The following is an 18,109-nucleotide window of genomic DNA, read 5'->3' as shown; positions in this document are numbered from 1 at the left end:
ACCCGGGGCCGGGTGCCGCCGCCCCTGGGAAGTGGCTCAGTCGGTCTGGCTGTTCGGGTGCTTGGGCAGGCAGAACATCAGGGCCCACATCAGGGCCAGGAGGCTGCCGACCCACCACGTCACGGTGATGAACGCGTCGCGGTTGAGTCCGGCGTCGGGTGAGCCGTCGGTGGTGGCGAAGAATACGAGGGCGGTCAGCGCGGTGCCGAGGGCGATGCCCAGGTGCATGGCGGTGTTGAACAGCCCCGAGGCGGCCCCGGCGTCCTCGTGCGGGACCTTGGCGAGCGACATGTCGGCGAGCGGGCCGCTGACCATGCCGAGGCCGAAGCCGATCAGTACCACCGGAGCGGTCATCCCCAGCAGGGTCAGGTCCGCCTGGTCTGCGGCGATCTGGAGTCCGTAGGCGGCCATCGCGGCGATCGTGATGAGGACGCCGGTCTGGGGAAGGCGGCGGGCGAAGCGCCCGGCGCTCTTCGCCGCGATCGTCGCGCCGGCCAGCTCTCCGAGGGAGAGCAGTACGAAGGCCAGGGCCGCGTGGAAGGGGCTCATGCCCAGTCCGTGCTGGAGGTAGAGAGTCCAGGTCATGAAGAACAGTCCGCACAGCAGGCCGTGCACCAACTGCGCGGCCGTGCCGCCGGGGAACTGCCTGCCCTGGAAGAGGGACAGGGGTACGAGGGGTGCGTTGTCCTGCTTGCGCTGCTGGTGGCGCAGGAAGACACCGAGCGAGAGGAGGCCGACGGCGAGCAGGGCGAAGCACCACAGCGGCCAGTGGTGGAGGTGCCCCTCGGTGAGCGGGAAGATGATCAGCACGATGGCGAGAGCGGACAGCGCCATGCCGGTGAGGTCGGGCCGGCTGGCCTTCTTCTCGGTCGACTCGGGGATGAACGTGCGTCCCAGGAGGATCACGGCGAGGCCGACGGGCACGTTGATCAGGAAGATCGGCCGCCAGGACAGCCCGAACAGGTCGGCCTCGGTAAGCAGGCCGCCCATCACCGGGCCCAGGGCGTTGGCGATCGAGAGGACCGCCCCGTACAGGCCGAACGCCTTGCTGCGGTTCTGGCCTTCGAAGGTGACGTGGAGGGTGGCCAGGACCTGCGGGATCATGAGGGCCACTCCCACGCCCTGGAGCGCGCGGGCGCCGATCAGCACGCCCGGCCCGGCCGCGAGGCCGCACAGCAGTGAGGCCGTGGTGAACACGACGGTGCCGATGAGGAGGAGCCTGCGTCGGCCGTGGATGTCGCCGAGGCGTCCGCCGGTGATCAGCCCGATGGCGACGGGCAGGGAATAGCCGGTGGTCAGCCACTGCGATGCGGCCGGTCCGGCGCCGGTCGACTCCTGGATCACGGGCAGGGCGGTCAGCACGACCGACTGGTCGAGGATGTCCATGAGCTCGGCGGTCAGCAGCACCAAGAGGGCGATCCGGGCCGCCAAGGCCATTTTCGGGTGGTGGGGTCCTGGGTGGTCTGGGGACTGGGTGGTGCGCTGCGGCTCGTCATTGAGCGCGGAGGAAGACACGACGGGAAACTCCTGATCCAAAGGAATCGGGGAGCCCTGCCGACAGCCGCACAGGGGCCGGAAACCACGAAACCCGGGGCAGACGGCAGAGCTGCACCCGGGAAGGAAAACTGCGGGGGAGGGTGACGCAACTCAGGCCAGCGCGACGTCCGCCCCCGGACACGTGCGACAACACAGCACGTGGGGAACACGGACGACTACACGGCCTGGTTAATAGGACGTCACCTCAAGATCGACACAGAAGGAACAGGAATTCCGGTCACTGCCACCGACACCTCGGCACAGGAACCCGACCACCTTACGACACCCCCGGACCCCGAGCACACCTGGTCGCGGGCCTGCCCCGTGCCGGCAGAGCCCCAGCCTCTCCAGCATCTATCGGGTGCTGGCCGAGCACGAGAAGACCCAGGCGTACCCGGAGGCCGTGCAGGCCGCACGCGCTGATTTCGCAGCCCTCCACCAGCGCGACCACGAGTAGTTACTCAGGGCTACACACCACCTCGCGGTAGCTATACGAGCACAGGGCCTTCACGACACCACCCGTGCACGCACTGCGTCCTCGGGTTCCACGTAAAGCAAGCCGCCCGCCCCGCCCGCCCGGGCCGCAAGGGTGGCTCGGTGCCGCGACGGGGCAGTTGCAGGAGCCGAACGGGACCGAGGTCGGCGTGTGCGGCCGCCGCACGGTGCCGCCTTCGAGTTGTCGGCGCAGCCGCTCCAGTTCGCGTGCTGGGCCGCGAGCTGTGACAGCGCGCGCTTACGGAACTCCTTCAGTTCGGCGATCTCAGCATCCCGGGCGGACACTCGGGCCCCGCAGGGTGCTGTTGTCCTCCTTGAGTCGGGCGATCTGTCCGTCGGCGGGGATCGGGCATCGCTCCAGCTTCCTGCATCGCGCTTGAGCATTTCCGCGTGATCATGAGCATCGATCGAGCATTTCCGCGTGATCTTGTGCAGTGTGTGCCCAGGACCGGTGGTGTTCAGCCGTTGAGGAGGATGTGCATCCGGTCGGCGAAGACGGTGGCGGCGTGCAGCAGGGTGGCGTCGCCGGTGCGGGCGTGTTTGCGCAGGGTGGCTTCGGTCAGCTTGATGACGTGTTCGTCGTTGGAGTCGTGGGCGCGTTGCAGGAGTGTGCCGTGTTCGGGGGCGGGTTGGTCGGTGTGCCAGTCCTGTCCGTCGTCGCCGGGACTCGGGGCGAAGGAGGCCACCACGCCACCGAGGACCTGCCAGGCGGTGGCTGCGGACGGGGCGCGGTGGGCAGGGTCCAGGTGCGGCAGGACCAGGCGGATGGCGGCTGGTGCGGTGATGGTGTGGCAGAAGGCGACGGGGGCGGCGCCGCTCGAGCGGGCGATCAGTACCCGCGAGGCCGCGCTGATCAGTTCGTCGAGCGTGGCGTGGCAGGCGGCATCGCTCCGGGGGATGTCCGCGCCATTGAGGTGGGGTGGGGTGCCGGGCCGGTAGCGGTCCAGAGCAGTGGTGAAGTCGGGCAGATTGTCGAGGGCCAGCATCCGGCCCGAGATCCCGGGCGCCGGGGATTCAGTGGCCTCATCCAGCCGGGGCAGCCTCGTCAGGGCTTCGGCCAGGGACATGGTTCCGGTGAGGGCGGGGTTGCCGGGGAGCTGCTGGTAGCGGGCGGCCCAGTAGGCCAGGCCCTGGGCGAGCTCGTCGACCAGGAGCGGGCCGGGATCGGCGGTGGCGGCCAGGGAGCGGACGGCGTGGGCGGTGCGGATCACACCGTGCATGCCGGCGGCGGCCAGGCCGGGCAGCAGCCGCGGCCACCACCGGTTGAGGACAGTGGGCCAGGGGTGCTCGGCGACCTGCCGCCGCATCAGCGTGATCCAGTCGCCCAGCCGGTCCACCCGGCCCAGCGCCTCGCGGTAGTCGTCGGGGGCGATGGCGAACCGTACGGCTGCGGGGCCCTCCAGCTGGGGGCGGTAGTGGGCGGCCCACTGGGGTGCCCGCGCCCCCAGGCCCATGGTCACCAGGGCTTCGCAGGCCATCGGGCCGTGGTTGGAGATGAATCCCTGGAATTCCGGGCCGGTGCCCTCAAGGATTTCCAGTCCGGCCAGCAGGGGGTGCAGGTCGACAGTCATGTGTGGCTCCCGAGTTGTACGTGGTGTGGCGTGTGTGTCGGGTGGCAGTGGAGCTGGCGGGGGTGGTCAGCGAGTGCGCTGGGGTACGCCGTGGTGGTGGGCGCCGTAGGAGACGGTGAGCATGACCGAGGGGGCGTCGCCGTCGTTGCGCCAGCTGTGGGTGACGCCGTTGATGACGAGCCAGTCGCCCGCGCGCAGCCGCACCTCACTGCCCTCCAGGAGGAGGATGGATTCGCCGCTGAGCTGCATGACGCAGTCGGCCGAGGCGGTGGCGTGCATGCCCGAGGCGCCCGGCGCGGTGCCGTACGTACCCGGCGGGTTGGGGTCGGCCAGCACGCCGGGGTCGGCGGCGAACTGTTCGCGGGCGACTTCGGCCCTGCGCTGCGGGTCGTCGGTGTCGTACATGTCGTCGGCGCTGAAGTGTGGCGGCACGCTCACCACCCGTACCCGCAGCCCGCCGAGTGCGGGCACCAGCGAGTCCACATCCGCAGGGAGCTGTCCGGTATCGGGGAAGACCGGCGGCTGATCGGCGCCCCAGAGGGGGTAGTGCTCGAAGTCCGGTGTGGCCGGGTGGAGTTGTTCGTCACGGACGACGACTGCCTGGCCCTTCTCGTTGTGGCCGGTGATGACACGGCGGATCGCCATGGCTTCTCTCCTGGAGGGAATCGGCGTGCGGTCGGGCGACCGCACGCGGGGCGGCGGGGGATCAGGTGTGATCGACGGTGCGGCGCCTGTGCCGGGCGTGGGTCTCGGGTGGTGCGGCGCGGCGGGGGTGGTGGGTGATCAGGACGGCGGCGGCCAGGGCGGCGAGGGTGAGGATGCCGACGGCCCACCACATGGCGGTGGTGTAGCCGTGGACCAGGGCCTCATCGTGCAGGGGGCCGCCCGGCTGTGTGCCGGGGTGGTGGCGGGTGTAGGTGGCGGTGGCGCTGGTGGCGAGGGTGTTGAGCAGGGCGGTGCCGATCGCGCCGCCGATCTGCTGGGAGGTGTTGACCATGGCCGAGGCGACGCCGGCGTCCTGGGGTGCTACGCCCTGGGCGGCCAGGCTGAAGGCGGGCATGAACGCGGTGCCCAGGCCCAGGCCGATGACGAGCAGGCCGGGCAGCACCACGGTGGCGTAGGAGCTGGTGGGGGTGATCTGGGTGAGCCGGACCAGGCCGGCGGCGGCCAGCAGGAAGCCGGGCGCCATCAGCGCACGGGCGGCCAGGCGCGGGGCGAGGCGGGGGCCGATCTGGGTGGAGCCGGCCACCATGCCCAAGGTCATGGGCAAGAAGGCGGCGCCGCACTGCAGGGGGCTGAAGGCGAGCACGTTCTGCAGGTAGAAGGTGAGGAACAGCAGCAGGCCGAACATGCCGATCACGGCCAGGCCCACCGCGAGGTAGGCGCCGCCGCGGTTGCGGTCGAGCACCACGCGCAGGGGCAGCAGCGGGGCCGTGCGGCGGCTCTCCAGCACCGCGAACGCGGCCAGCAGCACCACACCGGTGCCGATCAGGCCCAGAGTGGTGGCCGAGGCCCAGCCGTGCGTCTCGGCCGTGGACAGCCCGTACACCAGGGCGACCAGCCCGAGCGAGGCCAGCAGCACCCCGGGGACATCCAGGCGGGCACCGCGCGGGCGGTCGGCGCGGAGGCCGGGCAGGACGGCCAGCGCCCCGAGGGTGGCGACGGCGGCGAAGGCGATGTTGACCAGCAGGGTCCAGCGCCAGTTCAGGTATTGGGTGAGCACCCCGCCCAACAGCAGGCCGATCGCGGCGCCGCCGCCGGCCAGCGCACCGTAGATGCCGAACGCCTTGGCGCGTTCCTTGGTCTGGGTGAACATCACCGAGATCAGCGACAGCGCGGCCGGGGCCAGCAGCGCGCCGAAGACGCCCTGCAGGGCCCGCGCGCCGATCAGCATCGCGGTGTTGACCGCGATCCCGCCCAGTGCGGAGGCGGCGGCGAACCCGATCACGCCGGTGACGAAGGCGCGCTTGCGGCCCCACAGGTCTCCCAGCCTGCCGCCGAACAGCAGCAGTCCGCCGAAGGCGAGTGCGTAGGCGGTGACCACCCACTGCCGGGCGCCGTCGGAGAATCCCAGGTCGTGCTGGGCCGAGGGCAGGGCAATGTTCATGATCGTGCCGTCGAGGACGACCATCAGCTGGGCCAGGCAGACAAAGACCAGCGCCGTCCAGCGTCTGGGGTCCGCCTGCGGCGGGGTGGACACGGGCATGGCAACTTCCTTGGTGGTGAGAGGTGAAAGCGGGACGGCCCTGGGCCACGAGGGGGCACCACGGCAGGCCGGAGCTGTCCCGCGGCTTGGGCTTGGGCTTGGGCTTGGGTCAGGCGTAGGGGTGGGCCTCTCGGGCGGTGCGCAGCGCCCGGGCCCACCAGGTGAGCTGCTCCAGCAGGGCCTTGGCAGCGGTGTCGCAGCTCTCGTCGGTGGGGCGGCCTTCGGCGTCGAAGCGCTCGGGGTAGTTGGCGAAGGTGACGACCTCGCGGATCGGGGCGGCGTGCAGCTCGCCGAAGACCAGCCGCAACTGCTCCACGGCCCGCAGCCCGCCCGAGACGCCCCCGTAGGAGACGAAGCCGACCGGCTTGGCCTGCCATTCGGCCTGGTACCAGTCGATGGCCGCCTTGAGCGGGGCGGGGAAGGACCGGTTGTACTCCGGGGTGATGACCACGAAGCCGTCGGCCGCCGCCAGCCGCCCGGCCATCGCCGTGACCTCGGCGGGCCGCTCGGCGGTCAGGTGCATCGGCAGCCGGTCCGCATCCAGGTCGATCACATCAACGCTCAGGCCGGTATGCAGGGCGGCCTGGCCGGTGAACCAGGTGGTTACGGTGGGGGCGAAGCGGCCCTCGCGGGTGCTCGCCACCAGCACGGCGATACGCAGCGGATGCTCAGCAGTGGCAGTGGCAGTGGCAGGGGGCGACGTCATGGAAATGCCTTCCTGGAAACGGGGTCTGCTCCGGCTCGACCTGACGGGCCGGCGGGTCCCTCCGCCGTGCCCGCCGAGTGAGCGGGGTGCCTCCACCGTCCAGGCCACCGACGGATATCCCCGCCTCATACACTTGATCACGCAAGGATCTGGCATACGGCCGGGAGGAAATGCTGGATTCCAGCAGCCTCGACGAAGTTGATCAGCGGATCGTCCAGGAACTCCAGCGCGACGGCCGCGCACCCTTCAGCCAGATCGCCCACGGCGCCGGAGTCTCCGAACACACCGTCGCCCGCCGCTACCGCCGCCTCCTGGAGCGCGGCGTGCGCGTGGTCGGCCAGACGGTCCCTCAATACGTCGGGCTGACCCGCTGGCTACTGCGCCTGCACTGCACACCGGCTGCCTCGGCCAAGATCGCCGATGCGCTGGCCCGGCGCACCGACACTTCCTGGGTGCAGATCGCCTCCGGCGGCACCGAGCTGTACTGCGCTGTCGACACCCGCTCCGCCCGCGAACGCGACGCCCTGCTGCTGGACAAGCTCCCTCACACCCCTCGCGTAGTCTCCGTCAGCGCGCACTGTCTCCTGCACATCTTCGGCACCACGCCCGAGGACACCCCTCCCGCCTCCGATACGCCCTCCGGCAACACCCCGGCGCCGAGCAAGCCGGCCCACCCCGTTGCCGAGTCAGTCGAACTGGACTCCGTGGACAACAAGCTCCTGTCTGCCCTCGCCCACGACGGCCGCGCCACCCTCCCCGAGCTTGCCGAGGCCACCGGCCGCTCAGCGGCCGGCATCAGCCGCCGCCTGGAGCGGCTGCGCACGACCGGGGCGCTGCGCTTCGTCATCGACATCGACCCCGAACTCCTGGGCCAGCAGATGCTGGTACGGCTCTGGCTCCGCGTCGCGCCGGGAGCCCTGGGCGCTGTCGGCAGAGCCCTCGCGGCTCATCCCCAGATCCCCTTCGCCGCCGCGACCACCGGCCCCTCCAATCTGGTCGCCACCGGCCATTTCGCCGACGCCTATCAGCTCTACCACTGCCTCGATCATGAGCTCGGTGCCCTGACCGGCGTGCAGTCCATCGAGACCGCACCCATCCTGCGTGATGTCAAACGTTTCACCCACGGCGCCCGCTGACACTTCGGCGCCGCCGCCCCGGTGGCTACCACGGCGTCATCTGGGACCACCTCGGGCGACTCGATGCGGCCCTACCAGGCTCGTCGGCGGCTGCGGTGTTTGCGCCGTTGAGGCTGCGTGTGCTGGCCAGAGAGGGCGAGCTGGCAGCAGCGGGCCACCACGCACTCGTTCAGTGGCCGAGGCCGACTATCTCTCCCTCTGAGCCACGAAAATCTATGTTGGCCGGGGTAGACATTGGGTGGTGGTGTGGTTATGATTTCTCTCGTAACCCAGAAAGACAGTCGGGCCCGGCAGAGACGAACTGCCGGGCGGCAGTACCCGTAGTCGCAGTTCGCAGGACGGTGCGGTGGTGGAGTTCCGAAGCCGGGGTTGTTGCAGGATGGCGACGGGACTGACGGCCGGACCGGGTGGCCCGCAGTGATCAGGGGCTGCCGTGAGCAGTACCGCAGTTCAAGCAGTAGCAGTTCGGTAAGTGCAGTACCCAGCAGTGAAGTCAGAGAGCAGTACCTCGGTGAAGGCGTCGGCTGCGGGCGCGCGCTCCGGGAAGTTCGGCAGTGGGGCTCTCAGCCAGAGCGGATGCAGGACAGGCGACGGGGCTGGCTGCCGGAGAGTGGTGCTATCGCAGGCCACAGAGCAGTGTGCATCACCAGCAGTACGCAGGAGAGCAGTACCAGCAGTAGGCAAGTGATTGTTCCCAGAGGGAAGAAGCGGAGGAGCCAGGCGCCATCAGGATCGCCCGGGTGGAAGTGTTGAGCCCGGGTACCGCAGGACATCGATAATGAGGTGGTCTCCGGTCAAACAACCGCGATCCCCGCACCCCCGACACCTTCCAGGTCGGGTCAGCGGAAACAGAAGGTCGGCGCAGTATCAGGGCCGGCGGATGGTGTAGCAGTTCCTTCGGGGCCCGGGTGCCGTACAGCGCCCGGGCCCCTCCACGCGTTCCACAGAGAGGTGCAAATGACAGCAGACGATTCGTTCGGGCGTCTCGATGACGACGACTACCCCGCCTTCACGATGGGCCGGGCCGCCGAGATGCTTGGTACTACCCAGGGCTTTCTGCGCGCCATCGGTAAAGCTCGCCTGATCACCCCGCTGCGTTCCGAGGGAGGTCATCGCCGCTACTCCCGCTACCAGCTGCGCATCGCCGCCCGCGCCAGGGAGCTCGTCGACCAGGGCACCCCCATCGAGGCCGCCTGCCGCATCATCATCCTCGAAGACCAGCTCGAAGAAGCCCAGCGCATCAACGCCGAATACCGCCACGCCGCCGAATCGGAGAACCCGACGACCCCGGCCTGAGGCGGCGTGCGCCTGGCGCTTCTCTTCGTCGTGGACATCCTGCTGCCGAGCAGGCGCTTCCTGGAACGCCGCAGTCGGGGTGGACAGGTATCTGTGACCGCGAGACGAGAGTTTAATGTTCCGCGCGGACAGTGTGTTTACTGCGGCGAACGGGGCGGAATTATGAACCGCACGCAGGCCGCTCTCTTATGCTACTGTCGATCTCAGTTGCAGTCGTGGTTCCCAAAAAATCAACGCTTTCGTAGGTATTTTTTAGCCGCGTGAAGCGTTTTATGTTTCCGGTCGTTTTCCGGGCAGGGCATCATCGCGGCGACCCGGTATCCGTGGATTGCGGGTCCCGGCGTACTGCCCCACAAGGAGATATGACATGGCGTCCGGCACTGTGAAGTGGTTCAACGCGGCCAAGGGTTTCGGCTTCATCGAGCAGGACGGTGGCGGCGCTGACGTGTTCGCCCACTTCTCGAACATCGCCGCCCAGGGATTCCGTGAGCTGCTCGAAGGCCAGAAGGTCACCTTCGACATCGCGCAGGGCCAGAAGGGCCCGATGGCCGAGAACATCGTTCCCGCCTGACGCTGACGCACACTTTGTAGCTGGGGCCCGCATCTCTCGGGGTGCGGGCCCCAGCTACGGGCATTTTCCGGGGTTTCCCCCGCGGGGCGACGACGTCCGCGGATCCCTCTCCAGGAATGCGGGCCATTGTGGAGCTGTGCCGGTAGGCGTCCGGGATTTCATGTCCGCATGACGTCGCCTATTTCATTGCCCGCAGTTGTGTCAGATGCAACGCAGGTTAGCTCTTCTTTCGTATTTCGTTCGGCCCGTTCTTGTGATTCTCCGCGCTGTTCTTCTGCTGCGAGAATTCCTTGATACGTGCCGTATCAAGGAAGGTTCTGAATGAACCCCACACGTACGGACAACCGATCCTCCCGCACCCGCAGCCGTACCGGCGGTCCCGCTTTCGGCTCCGGCGCCGGTTCGCACCGAGGCAGCCGCTTCGGCTCGCCCGCCCCGAAGCGTTCCGGAGGGCAGGGCCGCCCGGGCGGCCGGGGCCGGCGGCCCGCGGCGGCCTCTGGCGAGTTCGCCCTGCCCAAGACGATCACTCCCGCGCTGGCCGCCGTTGAGGCGTTCGCCGACCTCGACATGCCCGAGCGGCTACTGGCCTCGCTCACCGCGCACGGCATGACGATCCCGTTCCCGATCCAGGGCGCGACCCTGCCCAACACCCTCGCGGGCCGCGACGTCCTGGGGCGCGGACGCACCGGCTCCGGCAAGACCCTTGCCTTCGGCCTGGCCCTGCTGGCCCGGACCGCCGGACGGCGCGCCGAGCCAGGCCAGCCGCTGGCCCTGGTCCTTGTGCCGACACGTGAACTGGCACAGCAGGTGACCGACGCTCTTACCCCCTACGCCCGCTCGGTGAGGCTGCGCCTGGCCACCGTCGTCGGCGGCATGCCGATCGGCCGGCAGGTCAGTGCGCTGCGCCGTGGCGCCGAAGCCGTCGTCGCGACGCCAGGCCGTCTCAAGGACCTCATCGACCGGGGGGACTGCCGCCTGAACCAGGTCGACATCACCGTCCTCGACGAGGCCGACCAGATGGCCGACATGGGCTTCATGCCCCAGGTCACCGCGCTCCTGAACCAGGTCCTCCCCGAGGGCCAGCGGATGCTGTTCTCCGCCACCCTCGACCGCAACGTCGACCTCCTGGTTCGCCGCTACCTCACCGACCCCGTCGTCCACTCCGTCGACCCGTCCGCAGGCGCGGTCACCACGATGGAGCACCACGTCCTGCACATCCACGGCGCCGACAAGCACCGGACGACGACCGAGATCGCCGCGCGCGAAGGCCGCGTGATCATGTTCCTGGACACCAAGCACGCCGTCGACCGGCTGACGCAGGACCTGCTGAACAGCGGCGTGCGGGCCGCCGCCCTGCACGGCGGGAAGTCGCAGCCACAGCGCACCCGCACCCTGTCCCAGTTCAAATCAGGGCACGTCACCGTGCTCGTCGCAACGAACGTCGCGGCGCGCGGCATCCACATCGACAACCTCGACCTCGTCGTCAACGTCGACCCGCCGACCGACCACAAGGACTACCTCCACCGCGGCGGCCGCACCGCGCGGGCCGGCGAGTCCGGCAGCGTCGTCACCCTGGTCACCCCCAACCAGCGCCGCAACATGACCCGCCTCATGGCAGCCGCCGGCATCGTCCCCCAGACCAGCCAGGTGCGCTCCGGCGACGAAGCACTCAGCCGGATCACCGGTGCCCAGGCCCCCTCCGGTATCCCCGTGACGATCACCGCGCCGGTGGCGGAGCGGCGTCCGCGCAGCCGCAGCGCGGCCTCCCGCGGCCGACGCAGCCCCACTTCGGCTGCCCGGCGCGTAACCGTGCGGCAGTCCCCCTTCGGCGCGGCGGCCTAGAACTTTCATGATCAGGAAACTGACCCGTCTCTGTAGGAGGCACCTTTTGACGCTGGTTCAGATGCAACCCCGCCCGGCGGGCACCGCGCCCGCGCACAGGACAGTGGCCGACGCTATGAACGCGGCCGGACCGCAGGTCTGCGACGACATGACCATCGAGGTGGCCCTGTCCGTCATGGCCAGTGCCCGCACCGAGCACCTGCACGTCTGCGACAACGACGGCCTGTGCGCCGCCCTGGTCACCCAGGCCCAGCTCACCGCCGTCCGTGACAGCTGCGCGTACACGGACCGGGTCCAGCTGCGCGACATTCTCGACAACCACGGGCCGTTCACCTTGCCCGTGACCACGATCGCCGCAGCCCAGCACGCCATGCGCCGCCGCCGGCCCGTTGCCCTGCCGGTCGTCGACGAACAGGGCAGTGCTCCGGGCGTCCTCGCCCTTGCCCGCTGAACCGCCTCACCGCGGCAGAACCGCCTCCTTCTTCTCCCTGTGAGGCGTCATGCGCTGTGCCATCGCCCGCTTCCCGTTCGACCTCACCAAGAGCGGCGCCCTGGAATCCATGAAGGGCGTCAAACCCGAGCAGGCCATCGGTGAGTCCGTGATCACCGGCCGCCGTACCTACCCGTGAGGCAGGTCGGGCAGGTCATCACGCGCCAGGACCGCCGCGATTTCAGCGCCGGCGAAGGCCTCCGGGCCATGACCCGGTTCGGCTTCACCTGCCCCGGCCTGTCCCGCGCCGCCGCGCTCACGTGTGTCCTGAGCCCGTGGCAACTGGCTTCCGCGATGCTCGGCGCTCCTGCGGCCGTCCGACCGACGGGCAGGCGTGAGCCGCCACCAAACAACAGTGAGGGCCCGATCGGAATGCGCCGGTCGGGCCCTCACCACGTACCGAGAGGTTCCTCAGTGCGCAGCGGTGCGGTCAGTGATCGGAGTAGCTGAAGTCGCCCATGGTCCAAGCACTGACGTCATCGATCGCCACGCGGTACATCCCGCCCGTCTCCGGGATCCCCACCGCGCCCTGCAGAATCCGCGCCACATGGAAATGCAGATGCGTGGGCGGCTTCTCCGCGCGCGTCGTAGCGGTGAAGACGGCGGAGAATTCACTCAGGCGGGCCGAGTCCGCCAAGACCTCCGACACCCGCTGCCTCCAGACCGCTTCGGGAGCCAGCCGGCCCGTGATGACAGCACCACCGGCGACTACGGTCAGAGTCATCTGATTGCTGTGCCCGGACTCCACCAGGGCGGCGACGTCAACAAGCAGTTCGTCAGGCTTCGACATGAGAGCTGATTCTAACCACCGCCGTCCGGTCGGCTCGAGCGGCGGTGCTCCATGCGAATCAGAAGACCGAACTGTGCGGACGAGGATGACGCGTTCCACCTGTTCCTTCATCCATCTAACCCAGTCGCCCCAGGTCAGCGCGCTGCACGCGACTACCTTCGATGCCGAAGGACGGCAGTTCGCCGGGGGCAGACAGGAGAAAGATCGCGAAAGGACCGGTGGAAGCCGCAGGGGCATGTCAACGTAGACGAACTTCCCTGAACCCCAGGTCAGAGAGGTGTTGCCGGTGGCCGTAGACGCGTCCGGGCGACGACCGGTGGCACCTCTGGCGAAATCGCTGCGACAAGGTTCTGCTCAAGGTCCGCGCGCACGCAGGCTGCTGGGCCGCCGTCAACCCGCCCCGCCCCGGCGGAGTACGCGAGCAGACCACCCGCGAACGCTGGAACAAGGTTCACGATCTCCTCGGCCAGGGCGTCGGCCTGCTCGACTGCTCCCGCCGACTGGGCGTGGCCGTGAACACCGTCAAACGCTACGCGCGCATGCCCGAACCCCAGGCCCTGCGCATCGCTCCTGCCTACCGGCCCACCCTTGTCGACCCCTGCCGCGATCACCTGTGTCGGTGCCGTGCCGAGGGACCGGCCGGCCCTGTTACCCAACTCCTCGAAGAGATCCGGGAGTTGGGCTACACCGGCAGCGCGAACCTCCTGGTCCGCTACCTCAACCAGGGCCGCGCAGAAGGCGACCACCCCGTCACCACCCCGCGCCATGCCTGCCGCCTTCCGCTCACCGACCCCGAACACCTGCGCCAAAGGAAACGGCCCTGCTGGAGAAGATCGCTGCGGCCTGCCCGGAAATGACCGCACTCGCCGATCTCGCAGGCGGCTTCGCCACCCTGCTGAAGCCGGCTGAGGGCAACGACGCGAAACACGCCGAGTGGATCACGGCTGCCCGTGCCGTCGACCTGCCCCACCTGCGCAGTCTCACCAACGGCCTCGAAATCGACCGGCCCGCCGTGAACGCCGCCCTCACAATGCCTCACCACAACGGCCGCACGGAAGGCGTCAACACCCGCACCAAGAGGATCACGAGACAGATGCACGGACGCGCCGGATTCGACCTCCTCCGCCACGGCATCCTCCTGCCCTGACGGACACCCGGCGTCACCACCGACTACGGGCCAGACCCTTCTCCGTGCATACCACTATCCGCATCTCGGCTGCCCTTCCCGACCAGCCCACGGGCGGTCACCGGCTCTCCCCTTGCACCGTTCCGCAACGCCTGTGGGCGCTGGTGGTGGTCAGCCTTCGTGGACAGGCCGATCGCAGGGCCGGGGGAGCGGGTTGAAAGAAGTGGCCTGACGAGCCAGGACCTCTCGGGAGTAGCGGTGCCGAGCCGGGCTGCGCCGGGAGGTCCTGGCTTATCGAGGCGGTGATGCCCTGATCTGTCTTTCTGTCTGGCCGGTCGGGAACGGCGGGAGCCTGGCGGGGTCCTGCCGGCTCGTGCCAGTGGTCAGGGGGTGGTGAGGCCGAACCAGTAGCTGAAGGTGTCCAGTAGCCGGTTGAGGGTGTTGAGGGGATCGATGGTGCCGGTGGTGATGGTGAGGTCGCCACTGGTGATGAGTTCGTCGGGGGTGGTGGTGCTGATGGCGAGGTTGTTCAGGCCGGTGCGGGTGATGGTGTAGGTGGCGTCGGTGGTTCCCGCGCGGGCGCGGTGGGGGGTGTAGACGAGGACGCCATTGCGGAGCTGGATGGTGCATTGGGTGGGGTCGTCGGGCAGCCCGCCGGTGACGGTGAAGCCGAGGGTGAGGGGGTGGTTGGCGGCTTCGGGGCCGTTGAGGCGGATGCCGAGGTAGTCGATGAGCATGTCCAGCGGCATGGAGGCCAGGACGGGCTGGGTGATGATCTGCGGTGAGGGGAGCTGGGGCGGCGCTCCGTCGGCGGGCCGGGTGCGCAGTTCGTGGGCGGCGGCGAGGTAGAAGTTGCGCCAGGGGCCGCTCTCGGCCTGGTAGCCGAGCTGTTCGAGGACGTCGGCTTCCAGGGTGCGGGCGTCCTGGTTGGTGGGGTCGGCGAAGACGGCGTGGCTCAGGAGTTCGGCGGTCCACCGGTAGTCGTCGGCGCTCTTGGCGTTCTCGTACGTCTGCCGGGCCAGCTCCACGACCTTGGGGGCGCCGCCCATCGCCTCGACGTACCGGGTGCCGGCCTGCTCGGGCGGGAGGGTGTGCAGGTGGGCGGCGTTGCCGTCGTACCAGCCGAGGTAGCGCTGGTAGACGGCCTTGATGTCGTGGTTGGGGGTGCCGTAGTAGCCGCGGTTGAACCACTGCCCCACCAGGCTCTGGGGCAGGGCGCCGTCGAGGTCCTCGGCGATCTCGGTCATGGTCCGGCCGTGGTTGGCCAGCCGCAGCGACTGGTCGTGGAGATAGCGGTACAGGTCGGCCTGGCTGGTGAGGAAGGAGACGATCGCGTCGGGTGTCTCGGCGGTGTTCCAGCGGGGCCAGAAGTGACTGGCGAACATCACGTCCGAGCGGTGGCCGTACCAGGTGACGGACTGGCGGAGGTACTGCGACCAGGCCTTGGCGTCACGCACCTGGGCCCCGCGCAGGCTGTAGAGGTTGTGCAGGGTGGGGGTGGCGTTCTCGGCCATGCACAGCGTGCGCACGTCGGGGAGGTAGAAGTTCAGCTCCGCCGGGGCCTCGGTGCCCGGGGTGAGCTGGAACTCCAGATTCACCGGCCCGAAGGACACGACATGCTCGGGCTTGGCGACATCGGAGGTGACGGTGAACGTCGGGGGCAGCAGGCCCGCCAGGCCGGTGGAGTTGTACTTGCCCAGTCCGGCGTCGACCTGCCCCTGGGCGGACCGCTCCAGCAGTGCTCCGTACATGAACAGCGCCCGGCGCTGCATGGCGTTGCCGGCGTAGACGTTCTCGCTCACCGAGTGCTCCAGGAACCCCTCCGGAGCGATGACGTCCACCCCCTGCGGCAGCTGCCGGTCCTCGAAGAGTCCCAGCACACCGCCGTAGTGGTCGAGGTGGGAGTGAGTGAAGAGCACCGCGCGGATCGTGCGCTCCTGGCCGCGGTGCTCACGGTAGAGCTTCAGCGCCGCCGCCGCGCACTCCTCGCTGATCAGGGGGTCCACCACCACGATTTCCTGGGAGGCACCGGTGGGGTCCTCCAGGAAGGAGATGTTGGACAGGTCCATCCCCCGCACCTGGTAGACGGCGTTCTCGACGACCTCGAACAGGCCGGTGTTCATGTTCAGCAGCGCGTTCCGCCACAGGCTGGGGTTGACGGTGTCGGGCGCGGTGCCGGTCAGGAACGCGTACGGGCCCAGGCTCCACGCGGGGATGTCGCTGCCGGCCCGGTCGACGGTGAAGTCTGCGGGCAGCGCCGCGATAAGCCCCTGTGCGGCGAGCTTCGCCTCGGCGTCCTGATCCGGCGGCGGGACGGTGACCGCGGCGTTCAGGTCCCTGGTGAGCGAGGTGGCGGGCTGGGGCTCGCTGCGGGCTAAGCCAGTCAACAGTCTCTCCTTCGGTCGGCCGGGCCGGCCCGGCACGGACGGGGCACACCGTGCGGCTCAGCGGTCCGTCCCGCTCGCGGATGGAAATGCCCCCTGCCCGCTCCGGCTGCCCGATTGCGGAAATGCTGGCAGCACATGACCGGCGTCACCAGAACCGGAACTGGCCAGCGGATCGCCCCGGTTCGTCAGGCCGAAAAGCACTCGTGGACGGGGCGGGCCGTGTGCGGCTCGTCGATCTCGCCGGTCGGCGCTTCAGTCCGCGGCGTTGCCGTAGGCGTAGCGGGCGCGGAGGTTGCCGCTCTTGTCGCGGAGTTCGGCGACATCGCCCTTGTCGTTCCAGATGGGGCGCTCGCTGTGGAAGGTGAGTCCGTACCAGCCGGCCGGCTGCTGCTGGCCGGAGGTGTACACCCGGAGGGCCATGCCGGGGGCGAAGTAGCCGGTGGCGGGGAAGGTGAAGTCCTGCCCGGCGTCACCGGCGTTGATCGTCCAGCCTTGGAGGGGGATCATTGCGGCGCTGCGGTTGACGAGCTCGATGTACTCGCCGTCCTGAGGGCGGCCCGACTCGCCCTGGTGGTGCACGGAGCGGATCGCGATGTCGGGCTTGTCCGTGCGCACGAGCATGCCGAGCACGTCGGTCGTGGTGGTCTGGCCCTCGGGGCCGCTCTGGGTCTGCTGGAGCGGCCCGTCGTCCACGCCCGGGAAACCGGTGATGATCAGGGTGTACGGCACGCCGTCGACGGTGAGGGTCTGCTCGCCGGGCAGTGGCACCGGGATGCGCAGGATGTCCGGGACGTCGCGGTCCTCGTCGCCGTAGGAGAGGTGGGAGAAGGCGAGGGGGAACTCGGTTTCCGGGCCGTCCTGCACGGACAGCCGGACGGTTACGTTCATGGCGCAGGAATGGAAGCGACCGCTCCCGGCCGGCTCGCGCAGGTAGTTGTCGTAGGTGATCGTGCCCACGGTGAAGTCGTGGCCGTCCAGGCGTGCTTCGGTGGTGTGGCCGGTGAAGGTGTACCCGGTCTCGCGGTTCTCGGCGTCCGGGGCTCCCCAGGCGATGCGGTCGGTACCCGACCCCCTCATATCGTCGAACACCCGGCCCCGGGGCTCGGGCTGCCACGTCGCGGACGTTGTCACGGTGACCATCGGCTCTTCCTCTCGTCGATGCCGGCACCCGGCGCCGGCAAAGGTGTTCCACGGCCCGCAGGGCTGCTGTGCTCACTACCGGCAGTCGGCGATCGGCCAGGTCTCTCTTTGTGCTGGACGAGATCGGGTGCGGGAAACCGGCCGTCCGCGCGGTGTAGGGCTCAGCCGCCACGCACGGCCACACGGCAGTTGGCGGTGTACGTGCCCTTACTGCTACCGGTACGCCCGTCCACCGTAGGCATGAGGGAGTGTCCCGTCAGGGGAGCCTGTGCACCGGGAGCCACGTTGGCCTGGACCCTGCTCCCGCTGGCCTGCCAGCCCATCTTGCCCGCGGCCGTGGCACGCCCTCCTGGGACTCGCCACACGATGCGGGCGCCCGTTCCCGGCCAACGTGGCCTGCGGCCACTTCCGCCTCCTGACGCCGCGTACCGGTGCGACTACGTTGGACCGGTGTACCTGCACAGGGCACGCATACGCAACTGCAGACGAGAAGGGCACTCCATGAGCGCGATCGTCCGCAAACTGAGCTCGTCCACCTACCCCGGGTTCGAGGACTTCAAGGCGTACTTCCTCTCCTGCGCGAAGGAGTTCTGGGCGTTCAAGTCCAACGATGATGTGACCAAGACCAGCAGCGCCATCGTCTTCGGCGATACCGGCGGCTCGGGGCTGAACGACATGCTGTGGATCATGGATCAGCCGGAGTTCCGCACCCTGCACAACCTGCTGCCGGCCGGCACCACTGAATCGCCCCGGGTTTGATGGAGATCATCAAGACCCGGAAGGATGCCGATCATGGCTGCTCCCCGTAAGTACCCCG

Annotated in this window: 14 protein-coding genes and 2 pseudogenes; 8 read left to right on the top strand and 8 right to left on the bottom strand. The window is 69.2% G+C overall.

Annotated features, from left to right (window positions below; genetic code table 11):
* Positions 1–36: 36 nt before the first annotated feature.
* The 5 genes from AC4IJH_RS41055 to AC4IJH_RS41035 all read right to left on the bottom strand — a co-directional run bounded on the left by AC4IJH_RS41055 (position 37) and on the right by AC4IJH_RS41035 (position 6,514).
* The gene (locus AC4IJH_RS41055) at positions 37–1,515 is read right to left on the bottom strand and encodes an MFS transporter (RefSeq protein WP_490857132.1); all 1,479 of its coding nucleotides are present in this window, start codon (positions 1,513–1,515) and stop codon (positions 37–39) included.
* A gap of 974 nt (positions 1,516–2,489) precedes the next feature.
* A complete protein-coding gene (locus AC4IJH_RS41050) occupies positions 2,490–3,602 on the bottom strand; it encodes a questin oxidase family protein (RefSeq protein WP_490857131.1) in 1,113 nt (370 codons plus the stop codon).
* A gap of 66 nt (positions 3,603–3,668) precedes the next feature.
* Positions 3,669–4,247, bottom strand: coding sequence for a cupin domain-containing protein (locus AC4IJH_RS41045; protein WP_490857130.1), 579 nt, complete (start codon positions 4,245–4,247; stop codon positions 3,669–3,671).
* A gap of 61 nt (positions 4,248–4,308) precedes the next feature.
* Entirely contained in the window at positions 4,309–5,808 is a 1,500-nt protein-coding gene (locus AC4IJH_RS41040; protein WP_490857129.1) for an MFS transporter, read from the bottom strand.
* A 109-nt stretch (positions 5,809–5,917) separates the two neighbouring features.
* A complete protein-coding gene (locus AC4IJH_RS41035; RefSeq protein ID WP_490857128.1) occupies positions 5,918–6,514 on the bottom strand; it encodes an NADPH-dependent FMN reductase in 597 nt (198 codons plus the stop codon).
* A gap of 170 nt (positions 6,515–6,684) precedes the next feature.
* Here AC4IJH_RS41035 and AC4IJH_RS41030 point away from each other — a divergent pair, with 170 nt between their 5' ends.
* The 6 genes and pseudogenes from AC4IJH_RS41030 to AC4IJH_RS41005 all read left to right on the top strand — a co-directional run.
* Positions 6,685–7,650 carry an Lrp/AsnC family transcriptional regulator gene (locus tag AC4IJH_RS41030; protein ID WP_490857127.1) on the top strand — a complete coding sequence of 322 codons (966 nt, stop codon included), beginning with the start codon at positions 6,685–6,687 and terminating at the stop codon, positions 7,648–7,650.
* Between the two features lie 957 nt (positions 7,651–8,607).
* Entirely contained in the window at positions 8,608–8,946 is a 339-nt protein-coding gene (locus AC4IJH_RS41025) for a MerR family transcriptional regulator (protein WP_490857126.1), read from the top strand.
* A 367-nt stretch (positions 8,947–9,313) separates the two neighbouring features.
* Complete coding sequence (locus AC4IJH_RS41020; RefSeq protein WP_490857125.1) at positions 9,314–9,517, top strand: cold-shock protein; 204 nt, start codon at positions 9,314–9,316, stop codon at positions 9,515–9,517.
* A gap of 321 nt (positions 9,518–9,838) precedes the next feature.
* Positions 9,839–11,359: a DEAD/DEAH box helicase gene (locus AC4IJH_RS41015; protein ID WP_490857124.1), complete on the top strand. Its 1,521-nt coding sequence runs from the start codon at positions 9,839–9,841 to the stop codon at positions 11,357–11,359.
* Between the two features lie 46 nt (positions 11,360–11,405).
* Positions 11,406–11,810, top strand: a complete 405-nt coding sequence (locus AC4IJH_RS41010; protein WP_490857123.1) for a CBS domain-containing protein — start codon at positions 11,406–11,408, stop codon at positions 11,808–11,810.
* 49 nt (positions 11,811–11,859) lie between these two features.
* Positions 11,860–12,164, top strand: a pseudogene (locus tag AC4IJH_RS41005) (SCO5918 family protein); the annotation flags it as partial.
* Between the two features lie 115 nt (positions 12,165–12,279).
* Here AC4IJH_RS41005 and AC4IJH_RS41000 read toward each other — a convergent pair.
* Positions 12,280–12,639 carry a GvpU-like protein gene (locus AC4IJH_RS41000; RefSeq protein WP_490857122.1) on the bottom strand — a complete coding sequence of 120 codons (360 nt, stop codon included), beginning with the start codon at positions 12,637–12,639 and terminating at the stop codon, positions 12,280–12,282.
* Between the two features lie 311 nt (positions 12,640–12,950).
* Here AC4IJH_RS41000 and AC4IJH_RS40995 point away from each other — a divergent pair.
* Positions 12,951–13,786: pseudogene (locus tag AC4IJH_RS40995) on the top strand (transposase); the annotation flags it as partial.
* A gap of 362 nt (positions 13,787–14,148) precedes the next feature.
* Here the strand turns inward: AC4IJH_RS40995 and AC4IJH_RS40990 are convergent.
* Positions 14,149–16,152 carry an alkyl/aryl-sulfatase gene (locus AC4IJH_RS40990; protein ID WP_490857121.1) on the bottom strand — a complete coding sequence of 668 codons (2,004 nt, stop codon included), beginning with the start codon at positions 16,150–16,152 and terminating at the stop codon, positions 14,149–14,151.
* A gap of 252 nt (positions 16,153–16,404) precedes the next feature.
* The gene (locus tag AC4IJH_RS40985) at positions 16,405–17,292 is read right to left on the bottom strand and encodes a lamin tail domain-containing protein (RefSeq protein WP_490857120.1); all 888 of its coding nucleotides are present in this window, start codon (positions 17,290–17,292) and stop codon (positions 16,405–16,407) included.
* 501 nt (positions 17,293–17,793) lie between these two features.
* On the opposite strand from AC4IJH_RS40985, the gene AC4IJH_RS40980 reads away from it, so the two are divergent.
* Entirely contained in the window at positions 17,794–18,051 is a 258-nt protein-coding gene (locus AC4IJH_RS40980) for a hypothetical protein (RefSeq protein ID WP_490857119.1), read from the top strand.
* The last annotated feature ends 58 nt before the right edge of the window (positions 18,052–18,109 follow it).

The organism is Streptomyces sp. UF-297, assembly GCF_058245575.1.
The sequence above is the reverse complement of the archived record's forward strand: the minus strand, read 5'-3'. Positions and strand labels throughout refer to the sequence as shown.

Coding starts and splice junctions, on each gene's coding strand:
- AC4IJH_RS41035 (WP_490857128.1), bottom strand. CDS start 6,514: ATGACGTCGCCCCCTGCCACTGCCACTGCCACTGCTGAGCATCCGCTG.
- AC4IJH_RS41000 (WP_490857122.1), bottom strand. CDS start 12,639: ATGTCGAAGCCTGACGAACTGCTTGTTGACGTCGCCGCCCTGGTGGAG.
- AC4IJH_RS40980 (WP_490857119.1), top strand. CDS start 17,794: ATGAGCGCGATCGTCCGCAAACTGAGCTCGTCCACCTACCCCGGGTTC.
- AC4IJH_RS41040 (WP_490857129.1), bottom strand. CDS start 5,808: ATGCCCGTGTCCACCCCGCCGCAGGCGGACCCCAGACGCTGGACGGCG.
- AC4IJH_RS41020 (WP_490857125.1), top strand. CDS start 9,314: ATGGCGTCCGGCACTGTGAAGTGGTTCAACGCGGCCAAGGGTTTCGGC.
- AC4IJH_RS40985 (WP_490857120.1), bottom strand. CDS start 17,292: ATGGTCACCGTGACAACGTCCGCGACGTGGCAGCCCGAGCCCCGGGGC.
- AC4IJH_RS41045 (WP_490857130.1), bottom strand. CDS start 4,247: ATGGCGATCCGCCGTGTCATCACCGGCCACAACGAGAAGGGCCAGGCA.
- AC4IJH_RS41015 (WP_490857124.1), top strand. CDS start 9,839: ATGAACCCCACACGTACGGACAACCGATCCTCCCGCACCCGCAGCCGT.
- AC4IJH_RS41025 (WP_490857126.1), top strand. CDS start 8,608: ATGACAGCAGACGATTCGTTCGGGCGTCTCGATGACGACGACTACCCC.
- AC4IJH_RS41050 (WP_490857131.1), bottom strand. CDS start 3,602: ATGACTGTCGACCTGCACCCCCTGCTGGCCGGACTGGAAATCCTTGAG.
- AC4IJH_RS41030 (WP_490857127.1), top strand. CDS start 6,685: ATGCTGGATTCCAGCAGCCTCGACGAAGTTGATCAGCGGATCGTCCAG.